This is a genomic window from Kitasatospora sp. NPDC059160 (assembly GCF_042755465.1).
In the GTDB taxonomy this organism is placed as follows: domain Bacteria; phylum Actinomycetota; class Actinomycetes; order Streptomycetales; family Streptomycetaceae; genus Kitasatospora.
Window position 1 is genome coordinate 72,135 of sequence record NZ_JBHZCN010000029.1, and the last position, 16,434, is coordinate 88,568.

Here is a 16,434-nt window from a genome sequence, read left to right on the forward strand (position 1 = left end):
CACCCGTACGCACCGAGAGGTTCCCCCACGATGCGCAGAGCTCTCACTGCCGTCCTCGCCGCCGCCCTGCTCGTCCCGCTCTCCGCCTGCGCCAACGACGCCGCCACCTCGTCCCACGGCGCGGCCCCGGCCGGGCAGCAGGTCGACGGACCCAAGGTCAAGATCATGGTCGGTGGCCTGGACAAGGTCATCTACCTGCCCGCGATGCTCACCCAGCGGCTCGGCTACTTCGCCGAGGCCGGCGTCAACGTCGAACTGCTCACCGAACCGGCCGGCGTCAACGCCACCACCGCGCTGCTGGCCGGCGACGTCCAGGGCGCCGTCGGCTTCTACGACCACACCATCGACCTCCAGGCCAAGGGCAAGCACGTCGAGTCCGTGGTCCAGTTCGCCCAGGCCCCCGGTGAGGTCGAACTGGTCTCCGCCAAGCAGGCCGACGCCATCAGGTCCGGCGCCGACTTCAAGGGCAAGAAGCTCGGCGTCACCAGCATCGGCTCCTCCACCGACTTCCTCACCAAGTACCTCGCGGTCAAGAACGGCGCCTCCGTCAGCGACTTCAGCCCGATCGCGGTCGGCGCCGGCCAGACCTTCATCGCCGCCCTCCAGCAGGGCAGCATCGACGCCGGGATGACCACCGACCCGACCGTCGCCACCGTCCTCGACAAGGGCCTCGGCAAGATCCTCTACGACATGCGCACCCCCGAGGGCTCGCGCCAGGCGCTCGGCGGGCTCTACCCGTCCTCCTCGCTGTACATGAACACCGAGTGGGTCGAGAAGAACAAGGACACCACCCAGAAGCTCACCAACGCCTTCGTCAAGACCCTCAAGTGGATGTCCACCCACAGCCCCGAGGAGATCGCCGCGAAGATGCCCGCCGACTACGCGCAGGGCGGCGCCGAGCAGTACGCGGCTGCCATCAAGTCCACCCTGCCGATGTTCACCACCGACGGGGTGATGCCCGCCGACGGGCCCAGGACCGTGCTCGCGGTGCTCGCCGCCTTCCACCCGGACGTCAAGGGCAAGGAAGGGACGATCGACCTGGCCAGGACGTACACCACGGAGTTCGTCGGCAAGGCCGCCGGCTGACGCCCGGCCCTCGCGGTCCCGCGCCCACCCCCACGGGCGCGGGGCCGCCGTGGTGCTCGGACCCCCCGCTCGGTTCCCCGGCTCGGTTCCCTGGCTCGGTTCCCCGGCTCGGTGCCCGGCTCAGATCCCCCGTACGGAGAGCACGTCCATCCGCGACGGCGTCCCCGCCGCCTTGCCGCAGCTCTCCGGGCGCGCCGGCTCGCTCACCGACTCGATCACGTCCACCTCCCAGGCCCGCCCGTCCCGGTGGATCACCGCCACCAGCCAGCGGCCCGGGCCGTCCACCCGCTGCGCCAGGGTCAGCGCGTCCACCCCGGTCTCGCCGATCGCCAGCCGCACCGCGTGCTCGGCCGCCTGGCCCGGCCGCTCCCAGCCCGAGCAGCCCCGCGACCACTCCGGCACCATGTGCCCGGCCGCCGTCGCCGCCAGCACCTCCTTGGCGCTCTCCGGCGTCAGCCGCCCGTACGCGTAGCCGTACGGCAGCACCAGCATCGTGGGGGAGAAGCGGTGCCCGCCCAGGTGGGTGACCTCCCACACCTCGCTGTGCCCGGCCGCCGCCAGCTCCGCGGCCAGCGGACGGCCCAGCAGCGCGCAGCAGCGGTCCCGGCGGCCGTTGGTGCACACCAGCGCCAGCGGGCCGCCGACGTGCTCCACCCCGAAGCCCGTGTGGTCACCGGCGCCCAGCGCCGCGAAGTCCAGCCCCAGCAGCTCCGCCGGATCCGCCACCTGCGCCCGGCGGACCCAGCCGCGGCCCGGCACCGCGTGCGCCACGACCACCTCGTGCCGCGCCGTCGGCAGGCAGTCCGCGTGCCGCCCGGGACGCCGGATCAGGGCGACCCGTACGCCGGTACCCGCCGCGGCGGCCTCCAGCGCGCGCCCGACCGCCCCGTCCAGGTGGCTCTCGCCCAGAGCCTTCGCGCCCCAGGGGCCGTTCTGCTCCAGCAGCAGCCAGGTGGTCGCCACCGCCGCCGTCGCGGTCAACGGCTCCGAAAGTTCACGCGAGAGGGTCGCACAGGTGCTCACCCGGGCAAGGCTACCCCCGGCGGTCCGGCCCGGCCCGGGGGCCGCGCAACGCCCGCGACCAGGCCCGGAGCAGCCGAGACCGGGCCCGGACACGCCGGAGGGCGGGGCACCCGCAGGCACCCCGCCCTCCGACCCCGTCAGCACGGGCGAGCCGTCACGCCGGGCCGGCCACCACCGCGATCGGCGCCGTCACCGGCGTACCCGAACCGTCCCGGCGCGGGTCGCGCTCCGGCAGGTCGACCGGCACGCCCTTGGCACCGGCGGCCCGGGCCGGGGCGGCACCCGCCCAGGCGAACGCCAGGCCGTCCTCGCCGCGCAGGAAGCGCTGGCAGCGCACACCGCCGGTCGCCCGGCCCTTGCGCGGGTACTGCTCGAACGGGGTGACCTTCCAGGACGACTGCTCGTCACCCGACAGCGTGCCCGAGGCGCCCGCCACCGAGACCACCACCGCGTCCACGGCCGGGTCCACCGCCGTGAACGACAGCACCCGGGCGCCGTCCGACAGCTTGACGCCCGCCATGCCACCCGCCGGACGGCCCTGCGGACGGACCTGACCCGCCGGGTAGCGCAGCAGCTGGGCGTCCGAGGTGATGAAGACCAAGTCCTCCTCGCCGGTGCGCAGTTCGACCGCGCCCACCAGCTCGTCGCCGTCCTTGAGGCCGATCACCTCGAACTCGTCCTTGTTCGCCGGCCACTCCGGCACCACCCGCTTCACCACACCCTGCACCGTGCCCAGCGCCAGCCCCGGCGAGGACTCGTCCAGCGTGGTCAGCGCCAGCACCCGCTCCCCGGCCTCCAGCCGCAGGAACTCCTCCACCGCGGCCCCGCCCGCCAGCGTCGGCGAGGGCATCGGCGGCAGCGCCGGCAGGTCGATCACCGGCAGCCGCAGCACCCGGCCCGCGGACGTCACCACACCCACGTCCGCCCGCGCCGTGGCCGGCACCGCCGACACGATCACGTCGTGCTTCGCCCGCTTCTCCGACAGCTCGAACGGCTCACCGTCCGCCGTCCGCGCCAGCAGCCCCGTCGAGGACAGCAGCACCCGGCACGGATCGTCCGCCACCTCCAGCGGCACCGTCAGCGCCGCGGCCGGAGCCGCCCCCGCCTCCAGCAGCACCGTGCGCCGCTCCGTCCCGAACTGCTTGGACACCGCGCCCAGTTCGGACGACACCACGCTGCGCAGCCTGGTGTCCGACTCCAGGATCTCGGTCAGCTCCGCGATCTCCGCGTTCAGCTTCTCCTTCTCCTGCTCCAGCTCCACCCGGTCGAACCGGGTCAACCGGCGCAGCGGCGTGTCCAGGATGTAGCCGGTCTGCGTCTCCGACAGCGAGAAGCGCTCCATCAGGCGCTCCTTCGCCTGCTGGGCGTTGTCACTCGACCGGATGATCGAGATGACCTCGTCGATGTCCACCAGGGCCACCAGCAGGCCCTCGACCAGGTGCAGCCGCTCCTGCCGCTTGCGGCGGCGGAAGTCGCTGCGCCGGCGCACCACCGTGAAGCGGTGGTCGACGTAGACCTCCAGCAGCTCCTTGAGGCCCAGCGTCAGCGGCTGCCCGTCCACCAGCGCCACGTTGTTGATGCCGAAGGTCTCCTCCAACGGCGTCAGCTTGTAGAGCTGCTCCAGCAGCGCCTCCGGCACGAAGCCGTTCTTCACCTCGATCACCAGCCGCAGCCCGTGCTCGCGGTCGGTCAGGTCCTTGACGTCCGCGATGCCCTGCAGCTTCTTCGCGTTGACCAGGTCCTTGATCTTCGCGATGACCTTCTCCGGGCCGACGTTGTACGGCAGCTCGGTCACCACGATGCCCTTGCGGCGCGCCGTGACGTTCTCGATCGTCGTGGTGGCCCGGATCTTGAAGGTGCCGCGGCCCGACTCGTACGCGTCCCGGATGCCCGACAGGCCCACGACCCGCCCGCCCGTCGGCAGGTCCGGACCGGGCACGAACCGCATCAGCGTGTCCAGGTCCGCGCTCGGGTGCTTGATCAGGTGCCGGGCCGCGGCCACCACCTCGGACAGGTTGTGCGGCGGCATGTTCGTCGCCATGCCCACCGCGATGCCCGTCGCGCCGTTCACCAGCAGGTTCGGGAACGCGGCCGGCAACGCCAGCGGCTCCTGCTCGCTGCCGTCGTAGTTCGGCCCGAAGTCGACGGTGTCCTCGTGGATCGACTCCACCATCGCCATCGAGGCCGCCGTCAGCCGCGACTCGGTGTACCGCATCGCCGCCGGCGGGTCGTCGTTGCCCAGCGAACCGAAGTTGCCGTGCCCGTCGATCAGCGGCAGCCGCATCGAGAACGGCTGCGCCATGCGCACCACCGAGTCGTAGATCGACTGGTCGCCGTGCGGGTGCAGCCGGCCCATCACCTCGCCCACCACGCGCGCGCACTTCACGTGCGCCCGGTCCGGACGCAGGCCCATCTCGTTGGCCTGGTACAGGATCCGGCGGTGCACCGGCTTGAGACCGTCCCGCGCGTCGGGCAGCGCACGCGAGTAGATCACCGAGTAGGCGTACTCCAGGAAGGAGCCCTGCATCTCGTCCACGACGTCGACGTCGAGGATCCGCTCCTCGAAGTCTCCGGGCGGCGGGGTCTGCGAACTGCGGCGGGCCATCGCGGCGGGGCTCCCTTACGTGTCGCTGGCTGTGTCGTCGGCCGGACGCCGGGCGTCCGGTCCGGGCACCGGACGGGCTTCGCCGCCCCGGCTCCCTGATTCACCGTCCTACCGCCGCGACCCGTCAACCGGGCGCGACCGACAGGGCACGGCGCCCCCATTGTGGACCCTCGCGCCGACACTCCCGGTCAGCGGCCCTCTTCCGCCCCTGGCGAACGCCGCATCCGCGCGGACACAAACACGCCTCCCGCGCGTTGCACCACAATGGGGGACGCCACACGAACCCCGACATCGACGACGGGAAGGACCCGAGCGCATGGCCAACCCGGCCCCCGCCTCCAGCCGAGGCATCGCCATCACCGAGCACCGCCTGGCCAACGGCCTGCGCGTCGTCCTCTCCGAGGACCGACTCACCCCGGTCGCCGCGGTCTGCCTCTGGTACGACGTCGGCTCCCGCCACGAGGTCAAGGGCCGCACCGGCCTCGCCCACCTCTTCGAGCACCTGATGTTCCAGGGCTCCGCCAACGTCACCAACAACGGGCACTTCGAGCTCGTCCAGGGCGCCGGCGGCTCGCTCAACGGCACCACCAGCTTCGAACGCACCAACTACTACGAGACCATGCCCGCCCACCAGCTGGAGCTCGCCCTCTGGCTGGAGGCCGACCGCATGGGCTCGCTGCTCGCCGCCCTCGACGAGACGTCCATGGAGAACCAGCGCGCCGTCGTCAAGAACGAACGCCGCCAGCGCTACGACAACGTCCCGTACGGCACCGCCTTCGAGAAGCTCACCGCGCTCTCGTACCCCGACGGCCACCCGTACCACCACACCCCGATCGGCTCCATGGCCGACCTCGACGCCGCCACCCTGGAGGACGCCCGCGCGTTCTTCCGCACCTACTACGCGCCCAACAACGCGGTGCTCTCCGTGGTCGGCGACATCGACCCCGAGCAGACCATCGCCTGGGTCGAGAAGTACTTCGGCTCCATCCCCGCGCACGACGGCAAGCAGCCCCCGCGCTCCGGCGAACTCCCCGACACCATCGGCCGCGAACTGCGCCAGGAACTCGCCGAGGACGTCCCCTCCCGCGCCCTGATGGCCGCCTACCGCCTGCCCCACGACGGCACCCGCGAGGCCGACGCCGCCGACCTCGCGCTCACCATCCTCGGCAGCGGCGAGTCCAGCCGCCTCTACAACCGGCTCGTCCGCCGCGACCGCACCGCCGTCGCCGCCGGCTTCGGCCTGCTGCGCCTCGCCGGCGCCCCCAGCCTCGGCTGGCTCGACGTCAAGACCTCCGGCGACGCCACCATCGCCCAGATCGACGCCGCCGTCGACGAGGAGCTCGCCCGCTTCGCCGCCGAGGGCCCCACCCCCGAGGAACTCGAGCGCGCCCAGGCCCAGATCGAGCGCGAGTGGCTCGACCGGCTCACCACCGTCGCCGGCCGCGCCGACGAACTCTGCCGCTACGCCGTCCTGTTCGGCGACCCCAAGCTGCTGAACGACGCCCTCCCCAAGGTCCTCGACGTCACCGCCGAGGAGGTCCAGGCCGTCGCCAAGGCCCGGCTCCACCCCGACAACCGGGCCGTCCTCGTCTACGAGCCGACCGCGACCGCCGCCGACGACGCTTCCGACGCCGCTTCCGAAGAGGAGGGTGCCGCCGTATGAGCACCGACTACGTCCCCGCGATGACCTTCCACCCCCAGCCCCAGCCCGGCACCCCCGGCCCCTGGGCCTTCCCCGCCCCCGAGCGGGCCGCCCTCGGCAACGGCATCACCGTGCTGCACTGCCACCGGCCCGGCCAGCAGCTGGTCGCCGTCGAGGTCCTCCTCGACGCCCCGCTCGCCGCCGAGCCCGAGGGCCTCGACGGCGTCGCCGCCATCCTCGCCCGCGCCCTCAACGAGGGCACCGACACCCTCACCGCCGAGGAGTTCGCCGGCGAACTCGAGCGCGCCGGGGCCACCCTCGACGCCCACGCCGACCACCCCTGCATCCGGGTCGCCCTCGAAGTCCCCGCCTCCCGGCTCCAGCGCGGCCTCACCCTGCTCGCCGACGCCCTGCGCGCCCCCGCCCTCCCGGCAGAGGAGATCGAGCGCCTCGTCGCCAACCGCCTCGACGAGATCGTGCACGAGCAGGCCAACCCCGCCCGGCGCGCCGCCAAGGCCCTCTACGCCGAGCTCTTCGAGGCCGCGGACCGCCTCTCCCGGCCCCGCAGCGGCACCGCCGACACCGTCAAGTCGATCGACCGCGCCGCCGTCAAGGCCTTCTACGACGCCCACGTGCGCCCCGCCACCACCACCGTCGTGGTGGTCGGCGACCTCACCGGCGTCGACCTCCCCGCCCTGCTGGAGAGCACCCTCGGCACCTGGACCGGCACCACCGCGGAACCCTCCGCCCACGCCCCGGTCACCGGCGACGACCACGGCCGCGTCCTCATCGTCGACCGCCCCGGCTCCGTCCAGACCCAGCTGCTGATCGGCCGGATCGGCCCCGACCGCCACGACCCGGTCTGGGCCGCCCAGATCCTCGGCACCTACTGCCTCGGCGGCACCCTCACCTCCCGCCTCGACCGCGTCCTGCGCGAGGAGAAGGGCTACACCTACGGCGTCCGGGCCTTCGCCCAGCCGCTGCGCTCCGCCGCCGACGGCAGCGGGCGCTCGCTGCTCGCCATCAGCGGCTCGGTGGACACCGCCTCCACCGCCCCCGCGCTCGCCGACACCTGGACCATCCTGCGCACCCTCGCCGCCGAGGGCCTCACCGACGCCGAGCGCGACGAGGCCGTGCAGTTCCTGGTCGGCGTCGCGCCGCTCAAGTACGAGACCGCGGGCTCGGTCGCCGGCACCCTGGCCGACCAGGTCGAGCAGTACCTCGCCGACGACTACCAGGCCGAGGTCTACCGGCAGCTGGCCGAACTGCCCACCGCGGCGGCCACCGAGGCCGTGGTCGCGGCCTTCCCGCCGGACCGCCTGATCACCGTCCTGGTCGGCGACGCCGCCGCCATCGAGGCGGACGTGCGGGCGCTCGGGATCGGCGAGGTCACCGTCGTCGGCTGACGCCCTCCGACGTCCCCTCCGGCCCGGTGGAGCGCTTTCGCTCCGCCGGGCCGGACGCGTTCCGGGCGCGTTCCGGGCGCGTCCGTAAATCCGTTGCGGGCCCGGCCCGTTCCGTGGATAGATGTTCCCCGACGCACACCACGTGCGAACTGCGAGCAGCGGAGGGAGGCGGTCACCATGCGGGTCGAGCAAGCCATACGACGACGCTCCCCGAGGCCGTATCTCCCATGCCTCGCCACGGCTGCCTGAGCGCACCCGTCCCCGAACTTCCCCGAGCCGCACCGGGATTCTCTTTCGCGCGGCAATTCCTTCCCCGAACTACCCGACCTCTGGAGGTCGTTCACCCATGTCGTACACCGAAGTTCCCGGCATCCGCGTCCCGATCCGGATGTGGACCGACCCGGCGACGGTCGAGGGCGCGGCCCTCCAGCAGCTGCGCAACATCAGCTCCCTGCCCTGGCTGCACGGCCTGGCCGTGATGCCGGACGTCCACCTGGGCAAGGGCGCGACGGTCGGCTCCGTCATCGCCATGAAGGACGCGGTCTGCCCGGCGGCGGTCGGCGTCGACATCGGCTGCGGGATGAGCGCGGTGAAGACCTCCCTCACCGCCAAGGACCTCCCGGACGACCTCTCCGCCCTGCGCTCCAAGATCGAGCAGGCCATCCCGGTCGGCCGCGGCCTCCACACCGACCCGGTCGACCCGACCACGCTGCACGGTTTCCGCACGGAGGGCTGGGACGACTTCTGGCACCGCTTCGACGACATCGCGGAGGACGTCAAGTGGCGCCGCGAGCGGGCGATGCAGCAGATGGGAACGCTCGGCTCGGGGAATCATTTTGCGGAGGTTTGTGTAGATATGTCCGATTCGGTGTGGCTGATGCTGCACTCCGGGTCGCGCAACATCGGCAAGGAGCTGGCGGAGCACCACATGACCGTCGCCCGCTCTCTGTCGCACAACCAGGGGCTGGTCGACCGCGATCTGGCGGTCTTCCTCGCGAAGACCCCAGAGATGGCCGACTACCGCCAGGACCTCTTCTGGGCGCAGGAGTACGCGAAGCACAACCGTGCCCTGATGATGGCGCTCTTCCAGGACGTTGTCCGGGGCGAGTTCGCCAAGGCGCAGGTCACCTTCGAGGAGGTGATCAGCTGCCACCACAACTACGTCTCGGAGGAGCGCTACGACGGCGTCGACCTGCTGGTGACCCGCAAGGGTGCGATCAGGGCCGGCTCCGGCGACCTCGGGATCATCCCGGGCTCGATGGGGACGGGCTCCTACATCGTCCGCGGCCTGGGCAACGCTGCGTCGTTCAACTCCGCCTCGCACGGCGCCGGCCGCAAGATGAGCCGCACCGCCGCGAAGAAGCGGTTCACCACGCGCGACCTGGCTGAGCAGACCAAGGGTGTGGAGTGCCGCAAGGATAGCGGCGTGGTGGACGAGATCCCGGGCGCCTACAAGTCCATCGAGAAGGTCATCGAGCAGCAGAAGGACCTGGTCGAGGTGGTCGCCCACCTCAAGCAGGTGGTCTGCGTGAAGGGCTGACCAAATGTTGAGGCGCCCGGAACCGTTCCCGGGCGCCTCATCTACGAAGCTATCCTTCGTGACTGGCAGCCATTGAGGCGCCATCGGCGGATATTGCAGCTCTTCTCGGTGCGGCCGAGCTGTTCTGCTGCTGCCTTGATGCTGGGTGCTGCCATGAGGACGTCATCTTCGGCTTTGGTCCAGCTGCGCTTGATCATGCGCCTCACGCCCGAGGGTCTGACCCACATCGCTGCTTCTGCGGCTGCGGCCTTCTTGCGGTGTAGTGCCATGCAGTCGGGGTAGTAGATGTGGCTGAGGATAGCCACCGCCTCTTCCCTGGAGTAGAAGAGGTTGAAGATCCCGTCCCGCTTGTTCCGTCGGAATGTGCGTCGAGTGCCGGTGAGGCCGTCCAGGTAGCCATGGACGAACGTGGCGATGGCGTCGCTCTGGGTCGTGAGGCTGACGAAGGGGAGATTCTGTGAGGTCCGTCCCGTCGAGCCGTCGGCGTCAATCAGCCCCCGAAGGTAGTCGCGCTCGGAGAGCGGCATGTGCGGCGGCGCAATGATGTCGGACTTCCGCCCCGCTGGCAGGCCGAGCGCCTGCAATTCCTCGCGGAACTCTCGAGCGTAGACGGTCCACATCACTGAGGCGTGCTCCGCCTTGAAGTTCGTTGCGCGCGTCCGGTAGCTGATGGTGCTGTTGTACGGGCAGAGCCGCTGGAACTCCTCCAGGATCGGGGCGTCCCGTGTGGCGAGTTCCACGGAGAGTCGACCGCGGTTGCGGGACTGTTCGGTGAGGTGTCCGTTCGCCTGGAGGAAGGCGAACATGTAGGCGTGCTCGGGTCGTTCGAGGTCGAAGAACGTCATGCCGAGAGCATCAGTGCGATCCGTCGTTCGAGAGGATCGAATGACCACCAGTTCGCTCAATGGTGTGGATGCGATCGAATCCGTGAACAGAAGCGCCCGGCGGTGCTAGACAGCACTGCCGGGCGCTTCGTGCGTGACGCGCGAGGGCTCAGGCCGCGGCCGGGAGCTCGTCGAGGCCTTCGGCGACGAGCTTGGCGAGGCGGTCGAGGGCCTCGTCGGCGTTGGGGGCGTCGGAGGCCAGGATGACCTCGTCGCCGCCCTGGGCGCCCAGGGCGAGCAGGCCGAGCATGGAGGCGGCGTTCACGGGGTTGCCGCCGGGCTTGGCGATGGTGATCGGCACGCCGGTGGCCGTGACGGCCCGGACGAAGACGGAGGCGGGACGGGCGTGCAGGCCCTCGGCCCAACCGATGGTGACGCGGCGCTCAGCCATGAGACGTGCCTTTCCGGTGAAGCTGGTCACGGCCGTGCTCGGGCGAGCGGGGGGAACGACCGTGTTGTCTAGACCAGTGTTGCACGCAGGCAACCCCTGCGAGGCGCCGCGTTCGGGACTTGTGATTGTTTCTTTTCGGGGCATAAGGCCCGGCCAGCGGCCCTGTCCACCCTGCCGTGGGCACGCGCCCGGCGCCATTCGGCTCGCCGCCGGATAACCTGACGAATGTGGAAGACCCCGCGGTGGCGAACCCCGCGCAACCCGACTATCCGCAGCACTGGGAAGCCGACGTCCTGCTGCGCGACGGCGGCACGGCCCGGATCCGGCCGATCACCCCCGGCGACGCCGGGCGGTTGGTGGAGTTCTACGAACAGGTCTCCGACCAGTCCAAGTACTTCCGCTTCTTCGCCCCCTACCCGCGGCTCTCCGACAAGGACGTGCGCCGCTTCACCCACCACGACTTCGTGAACCGGGTCGGCCTCGCCGTGGTGGTCCGGGACCACTTCATCGCGACCGTCCGCTACGACCGGATCGACGCCGACGGCCGCCCCTCCGAGCACGGCACCGACGCCGAGGTCGCCTTCCTCGTCCAGGACGCCCACCAGGGCCGCGGCGTGGCCTCCGCGCTGCTGGAGCACATCGCGGCGGTGGCCCAGGAGCGGGGTATCCGCCGCTTCCAGGCCGAGGTGTTGCCGGAGAACCGCAAGATGGTGAAGGTCTTCACCGACGCCGGCTACACCCAGCGCCGCAGCTTCGCCGACGGCGTGGTGCACCTGGAGTTCGCCCTCGAACAGACCGACCGCTCACTCGCCGTGATGCGCGCCCGCGAGCACCGCGCCGAGGCCCGCTCGGTGCAGCGGCTGCTGACCCCGCGCTCGGTGGCGGTGATCGGCGTCTCCCGCAATCCGCAGACCGTCGGCCGGGCCCTGCTGCGCGACCTGCTCGGCAGCTTCGACACCGAGTTCGAGAGCCGGTACGAGGCCAAGGGCGCCCCGCGCACCGTCTACGCGGTGAACCGCAGCGCCCCGCCCGGCACCGAGCTGGACGGCGTCCCGGTGCACCGCTCGATTCTGGACATTCCCGGGCCGGTGGACCTCGCGGTGATCGCCGTCCCCGAGAGCGTCGTCCCGGCGGCCGTCGCCGAGTGCGGCGCGCACGGCGTGCAGGGTCTGGTGGTGGTCACCGCCGGCTACGCCGAGACCGGCCCGGAGGGCCGCGACCGCCAGCGCGCCCTGGTGCGCCAGGCCCGCGCGGCGGGCATGCGGGTGATCGGCCCGAACGCCTTCGGCCTGATCAACACCGACCCCGACCACCCGCTGAACGCCTCGCTCGCCCCGCACCTGCCGGACCGCGGCGGCTTCGGGATCTTCTGCCAGTCCGGGGCGATCGGCGTGGCCCTGCTGGAGTCCGCCCACCGGCGCGGCCTCGGGGTCTCCTCCTTCGCCTCGGTCGGCAACCGCTCGGACGTCTCCGGCAACGACTTCCTGCAGTACTGGGCCGAGGACGAGGCCACCGAGGTGGTGCTGCTGTACCTGGAGTCCTTCGGCAACCCCCGCAAGTTCACCCGGATCGCGCGCCGACTGGCCACCGCCAAGCCGGTGGTGGTGGTCAAGGGCGCCCGCCACACCGGCAGCCTGCCGCCCGGCCACGCCGTCCCGGCCACCGCCACCGGCCTGCACGACGCCACCGTGGACGCGCTGTTCGAACAGGCCGGGGTCACCAGGGTGGCGACCATCACCGAGCTGTTCGACACCGGTGAGCTGCTCGCCCAGCAGCCGCTGCCGCCCGGTGACCGGGTCGCCGTGGTCGGCAACTCCGACTCGCTGGGCCTGCTCACCTACGACGCCTGCCTGAGCGCCGGGCTGCGCCCGTGCACACCGGTCGACCTCACCACCGCGGCGACCGGCGAGAACTTCCGGATCGCCCTGGACGTCGCGCTCGGCGACCCGGCCGTGGACGCGGTGATCGCCGTCGCCATCCCGCCGATCGGCACTTCCGCGCACGCCTTCATGGGCGGCCGGCTGACCGGCCCGGACGACCCCGAGATGGGCTCGGACGATCCGGAGATCGCCACCGGTCTGCTCGAAGCGGGCGAGCGGGCACGGGAGTTGGGCAAGCCCCTGGTGCTGGCCCACCTGGCCCTGACCGACCTGCCGACCCGGCTGCGCCCGGGCGGGATCCCGGCCTACGCGGCGCCCGAGCGGGCCGTGCGCGCCCTCGCGCACGCCGTGCACTACGCGCAGTGGCGCCGCCGCACCGCCGCGGCGGAGGAGACGGCGCGCGTCCCCGACCTGGACCGGATCGACGAGCCCGGCGCCCGCGCCCTGGTGGACGCGGCGCTCAGCACCCGCACCGCGGTCGCCGCCCGTACCCAGCCCGGCGGCGCCCGGATCACCCTGTCCGACTCCGAGGCCCGGCTGCTGCTGGCCCGCTACGGTGTCGACGTCTCGCCCACGCTGGCCGCCCCCGACGAGCGGGAGGCCGTCCGGGCCGCCGAGCAGCTCGGCTACCCGGTGGCCCTGAAGGCGACCGCCCCGCACCTGCGCCACCGCCCCGACCTGGGCAGCGTCCGGCTGGACCTGACCGGCGAGGAGGGCCTGCGCCGCGCCCACCGCGAGCTGGACGCCCTGCTCGGCGGCGCGGCCGGTGCCCAGCTGGTGGTGCAGCGGATGGCCCCGCGCGGCGTGGACACCGTGATCGGTGCCACGGTCGATCCGGCCGTCGGCGCGATCCTGTCCTTCGGCCTGGCCGGTGCCCCGGCCGAGCTGCTCGGTGACGTGGCCCACCGCCTCGTCCCGGCCACCGACCAGGACGTCGCCGGTCTGATCCGCGAGGTGCGGGCGGCGCCGCTGCTGTTCGGCTGGCGGGGCGCCGAGGCGGTGGACACCGCCGCGCTGGAGGAGTTGCTGCTGCGGGTGTCGCAGTTGGTGGACGACGTACCGGAGATCGCCTCGGTGGATCTCGAACCGGTGGTCGTCGCCCCGCACGGGCTGGCGATCCTGGGGGCGCGGGTGCGGGTCGCCCCGCTGCCCGTCCGCAGCGATCTGGGCCCGCGCGCGATGAGCACCCTGTAATCTTCCTTGGTTGCGCCTGCCCGTGGGCGCTGATGTCCGAAGCTCGGCGCCGTGCCGCCCGCTTCGTCGGCGGACCATGCCAGGATGGAGTTATGGCGAAGACCGGTACCACCACCACTCAGGACCTGCGCTCGGCGATCGAGCGCAGCGGCTACTACCCGGCCCTGGTGTCCGAGGCGGTCGAGTCCGCGGTGGGCCCGGAGCCGATCAGCTCCTACCTGGTGCACCAGGAGACGACCTTCGACTCCAACGAGGTGCGCCGGCACGTGACGGTGCTGGTGCTGACCCCGACCCGGTTCGTGGTGAGCCACACCGACGAGCAGTCGGGTGACGCGGGCAGCCCCGCCGTGCCGTTCGCCACCACCTCGACGGAGAGTGTCCGGCTGGACCGGATCGGCTCGGTCGTGCTGAGCCGGATGGTGGCGAACCCGGAGACGTACACGCCCGGGACGCTGCCGCGCGAGGTGGTGCTGACCATCGGCTGGGGCGCGGTGCAGCGCCTGGACCTGGAGCCGGCCGGTTGCTCGGACCCGAACTGCGAGGCCGACCACGGCTACACCGGTTCGGCGACGGCCGACGACCTCTCGCTGCGGGTGAGCGAGGCCGGGGACGGTCCGGAGACGGTGGCCCAGGCGCTGCTGTTCGCCCGGGCGCTGTCCGACGCGACGATCGACAACGGCCCGCGGGTCTGAGGTCCCGGCCGGGCCCCGTCGCGCCCGGCCACCGAGCCCCGCCGTTCCCGATCGCGCGCCCGCCCGCGGTCCCGCCCGCTACGAATCCGGTTCCATGTCCTTCGCACCCTCCGACGGCTACGACGCCTTCGAGATCCTCGACCCGGCCGACGCCCCCGCGCCGCCGTACGGCAGCGGCTCGCTCTGCGACCTGCTGCCCTCGGTGGCGGCGGGCCTGGGCGTCCCGGGGTTCACCGCGACGCTGCCGATCGCCCCGGCCGACCGGGCGGTGGTCTTCCTGGTGGACGGCCTGGGCTGGGAGCTGCTGCTGCGCCACCCCGAGTACGCGCCGTTCCTGTCCTCGCTGGCCGGGAGCTCGCTGGGCGGCTCCGGCCGGCCGCTGACCGCGGGCTTCCCGTCGACCACCGCGACCTCGCTGGCCTCGGTCGGCACGGGCACGCCGCCCGGCCTGCATGGCCTGGCCGGGTACACGGTGGCGGTGCCGGGCACCGACTACCTGATGAACCAGCTGCGCTGGCAGCCGCACACCGACCCGAAGGTCTGGCAGCCGTACCCGACGGTGTTCGAGCAGACCCACCGGGCCGGGGTGGCGACCGCCCAGGTGTCCTCCCCGCTGTTCGCCCAGACCCCGCTGACCAGGGTGGCGCTGTCCGGCGGGACTTTCCTGGGCCGTACCACCGGCGAGGAGCGGATGGACCTGGCCGCCTCCTGGCTGGCCGAGCACGACCGGGCGCTGGTGTACACCTACGTCAGCGAGCTGGACGGCGCCGGCCACCGTTTCGGGGTGGACTCCGACGAGTGGCGGATGACGCTGGACGCGGTGGACCGGCTGGCCCGCCGGCTGGCCGAGCAGTTGCCGCCGCGGTCGGCGATGTACGTGACGGCCGACCACGGCATGATCGACGTCGCCCCCGAGGACCGGATCGACTTCGACGAGGACTGGGAGCTCGGTGCCGGTGTCGCCCTGCTGGGCGGCGAGGGCCGGGCCCGGCACGTGTACGCGGTGCCGGGCGCCGCGGCCGACGTGCACACGGTCTGGAGTGAGGTGCTGGGCGACCGGATGTGGGTGGCCACCCGGGACGAGGCGATCGCGGCGGGCTGGTTCGGCCCGACCGTCGACGAGCGGGTGTACCGGCGGATCGGCGACGTGGTCGCCGCGGCGCGCGACGACATCGCGATCGTCGCCTCCCGCAACGAGCCCGGCGAGTCCGCGATGATCGGCCTGCACGGCTCGATGACTCCGGTCGAACAGTTCGTGCCGCTGCTCGAAGTCCGGGGCTGAGGCGGCCCCTTGACCCCTTCGCGCCCGAACCCCCTTGATGTGAAAGGCCCTTGCTCCACCCATGGCTGAACTGGTGTTCTTCTCGGGCACGATGGACTGCGGCAAGTCGACGCTGGCGCTGCAGATGGACCACAACCACGCCGCGCGCGGCCGGCAGGGCGTCATCCTGACCCGCAACGACCGGGCCGGCGCCGCCACCATCTCCAGCCGGCTGGGCCTGCGCGCCGACGCGGTCGAGGTGACGGACGACTTCGACTTCCACGGCCACGTGGTGCAGCGGCTCTCGGCGGGCGGCCGGGTGGACTACCTGATCTGCGACGAGGCCCAGTTCTTCGCCGCCGAGCAGGTGGACCAACTGGCCCGGGTGGTGGACGAGCTGGACATCGACGTCTACACCTTCGGCATCACCACCGACTTCCGGACCCGGCTGTTCCCCGGTTCGCAGCGGCTGATCGAGCTGGCCGACCGGGTGGAGGTGCTCCAGGTCGAGGCGCTCTGCTGGTGCGGCGCGCGGGCGACCCACAACGCCCGTACGGTCGGCGGCGTGATGGTGGTCGAGGGCGCCCAGGTGGTGATCGGCGACATCTCGGTGAGCGAGGACGAGATCGGCTACGAGGTGCTGTGCCGCCGCCACCACCGCCGCCGGATGACCGCCGCGACCGCCCGTGCCTCGGTGCTCTCCCCGGACGTGCTGCCCTTCGAGGAGCAGCAGGTCTAGGGCCTGTCCGGCGGATCTTGCCAGGCGCGCGACGCCGGGCATCCCGCCTGGACGCACGCCCGAATCGCCCAAGTACGTCCAGTACGAGGCC

The 16,434-nt window shown here is 72.3% G+C and carries 12 protein-coding genes; 8 read left to right on the forward strand and 4 right to left on the reverse strand.

What is annotated here, in order from left to right:
- Positions 1-30 precede the first annotated feature (30 nt).
- The gene (locus tag ACFXOZ_RS15015; RefSeq protein WP_380527114.1) at positions 31-1,086 is read left to right on the forward strand and encodes an ABC transporter substrate-binding protein; all 1,056 of its coding nucleotides are present in this window, start codon (positions 31-33) and stop codon (positions 1,084-1,086) included.
- Between the two features lie 120 nt (positions 1,087-1,206).
- On the opposite strand, the gene ACFXOZ_RS15020 is transcribed toward ACFXOZ_RS15015, so the two are convergent.
- Both ACFXOZ_RS15020 and ACFXOZ_RS15025 read right to left on the reverse strand, forming a co-directional pair.
- On the reverse strand, positions 1,207-2,109 hold the full coding sequence (locus tag ACFXOZ_RS15020; RefSeq protein WP_380590526.1) for a sucrase ferredoxin: 903 nt from the start codon (positions 2,107-2,109) through the stop codon (positions 1,207-1,209).
- Positions 2,110-2,263: 154 nt separating this feature from the next.
- Entirely contained in the window at positions 2,264-4,714 is a 2,451-nt protein-coding gene (locus ACFXOZ_RS15025) for a DNA topoisomerase (ATP-hydrolyzing) subunit A (protein ID WP_380527118.1), read from the reverse strand.
- Positions 4,715-5,030: 316 nt separating this feature from the next.
- Here ACFXOZ_RS15025 and ACFXOZ_RS15030 point away from each other — a divergent pair, with 316 nt between their 5' ends.
- From ACFXOZ_RS15030 to ACFXOZ_RS15040, 3 genes are all read left to right on the forward strand, one after another.
- On the forward strand, positions 5,031-6,377 hold the full coding sequence (locus ACFXOZ_RS15030) for a M16 family metallopeptidase (RefSeq protein ID WP_375889261.1): 1,347 nt from the start codon (positions 5,031-5,033) through the stop codon (positions 6,375-6,377).
- Positions 6,374-7,762 carry a M16 family metallopeptidase gene (locus ACFXOZ_RS15035; RefSeq protein ID WP_380404259.1) on the forward strand — a complete coding sequence of 463 codons (1,389 nt, stop codon included), beginning with the start codon at positions 6,374-6,376 and terminating at the stop codon, positions 7,760-7,762. Before ACFXOZ_RS15030 ends, ACFXOZ_RS15035 begins: the two co-directional genes overlap by 4 nt.
- Positions 7,763-8,108: 346 nt before the next feature.
- Entirely contained in the window at positions 8,109-9,302 is a 1,194-nt protein-coding gene (locus tag ACFXOZ_RS15040) for an RtcB family protein (protein ID WP_380527122.1), read from the forward strand.
- Positions 9,303-9,343: 41 nt separating this feature from the next.
- Here the strand turns inward: ACFXOZ_RS15040 and ACFXOZ_RS15045 are convergent, their stop codons facing one another.
- Positions 9,344-10,147, reverse strand: a complete 804-nt coding sequence (locus ACFXOZ_RS15045; protein ID WP_380590530.1) for an LAGLIDADG family homing endonuclease — start codon at positions 10,145-10,147, stop codon at positions 9,344-9,346.
- Between the two features lie 148 nt (positions 10,148-10,295).
- The gene (locus tag ACFXOZ_RS15050; protein ID WP_375889253.1) at positions 10,296-10,577 is read right to left on the reverse strand and encodes an HPr family phosphocarrier protein; all 282 of its coding nucleotides are present in this window, start codon (positions 10,575-10,577) and stop codon (positions 10,296-10,298) included.
- A 227-nt stretch (positions 10,578-10,804) separates the two neighbouring features.
- Between ACFXOZ_RS15050 and ACFXOZ_RS15055 the strand changes: the two genes are divergently transcribed.
- The 4 genes from ACFXOZ_RS15055 to ACFXOZ_RS15070 all read left to right on the forward strand — a co-directional run bounded on the left by ACFXOZ_RS15055 (position 10,805) and on the right by ACFXOZ_RS15070 (position 16,343).
- Positions 10,805-13,651, forward strand: coding sequence for a GNAT family N-acetyltransferase (locus ACFXOZ_RS15055; RefSeq protein ID WP_375889251.1), 2,847 nt, complete (start codon positions 10,805-10,807; stop codon positions 13,649-13,651).
- A gap of 92 nt (positions 13,652-13,743) precedes the next feature.
- On the forward strand, positions 13,744-14,343 hold the full coding sequence (locus tag ACFXOZ_RS15060) for a DUF5998 family protein (RefSeq protein WP_360237602.1): 600 nt from the start codon (positions 13,744-13,746) through the stop codon (positions 14,341-14,343).
- A 94-nt stretch (positions 14,344-14,437) separates the two neighbouring features.
- Positions 14,438-15,625, forward strand: a complete 1,188-nt coding sequence (locus ACFXOZ_RS15065; RefSeq protein ID WP_380527126.1) for an alkaline phosphatase family protein — start codon at positions 14,438-14,440, stop codon at positions 15,623-15,625.
- Between the two features lie 61 nt (positions 15,626-15,686).
- Positions 15,687-16,343: a thymidine kinase gene (locus tag ACFXOZ_RS15070; RefSeq protein ID WP_375889245.1), complete on the forward strand. Its 657-nt coding sequence runs from the start codon at positions 15,687-15,689 to the stop codon at positions 16,341-16,343.
- Positions 16,344-16,434 lie beyond the last annotated feature (91 nt).